Annotated in this window: 1 protein-coding gene; it reads left to right on the top strand. The window is 47.4% G+C overall.

Going from position 1 to position 650, the window contains the following annotated elements; translation table 11 throughout:
* Positions 1-2 precede the first annotated feature (2 nt).
* Positions 3-650, top strand: a 648-nt coding sequence (secF, locus tag R8O11_RS28480) for a protein translocase subunit SecF (RefSeq protein ID WP_318195027.1), incomplete at its 3' end; no start/stop codon positions are given.

Raw genomic sequence — 650 nt, 5'->3', positions numbered from 1 at the left:
CTATCTTCACATTATCAACCAAATGGCTGAACTGGGGTCTAGACTTCACGGGCGGTACGCTAATCGAAGTTGGTTTTGAAAAACCAGCTAACCTTGAAGAAATCCGCACAGCACTTGATGCAAAAGGTTTCGGAGATGCGACAGTACAGAACTTTGGTAGTGCTCGCGATGTGATGGTGCGTCTTCGTCCTCGTGACGACGTTTCTGGCGAAACGCTAGGTAACCAAATCATCGGTGCGATCAAAGAAGGTACTGGTGAAAGCGTAGAAATGCGCCGTATCGAGTTTGTTGGTCCAAACGTTGGTGATGAACTAACTGAAGCGGGCGGTCTGGCGATCCTTGTGTCGCTCATCTGTATCCTGATTTATGTATCAATGCGATTTGAATGGCGTCTAGCGGCTGGTGCTGTAATGGCGCTGGCGCACGATATTATTATCACGCTGGGTGTATTCTCATTCCTACAGATTGAAGTGGACCTAACTATCGTGGCTGCGTTGCTAACGGTTGTTGGTTACTCGCTCAACGATACCATCGTAGTATTCGACCGTATTCGTGAAAATTTCCGCAAGATGCGTAAAGGTGATCCTGCGGACATCATGGATGCTTCGATTACACAAACATTGAGCCGTACGTTGATTACTTCTGGTACA

The sequence above is a fragment of the Vibrio sp. 1288 genome, assembly GCF_033344475.1.
Note: the sequence above shows the minus strand (reverse complement) of the source record. Positions and strands in the feature narration are given on the sequence as shown.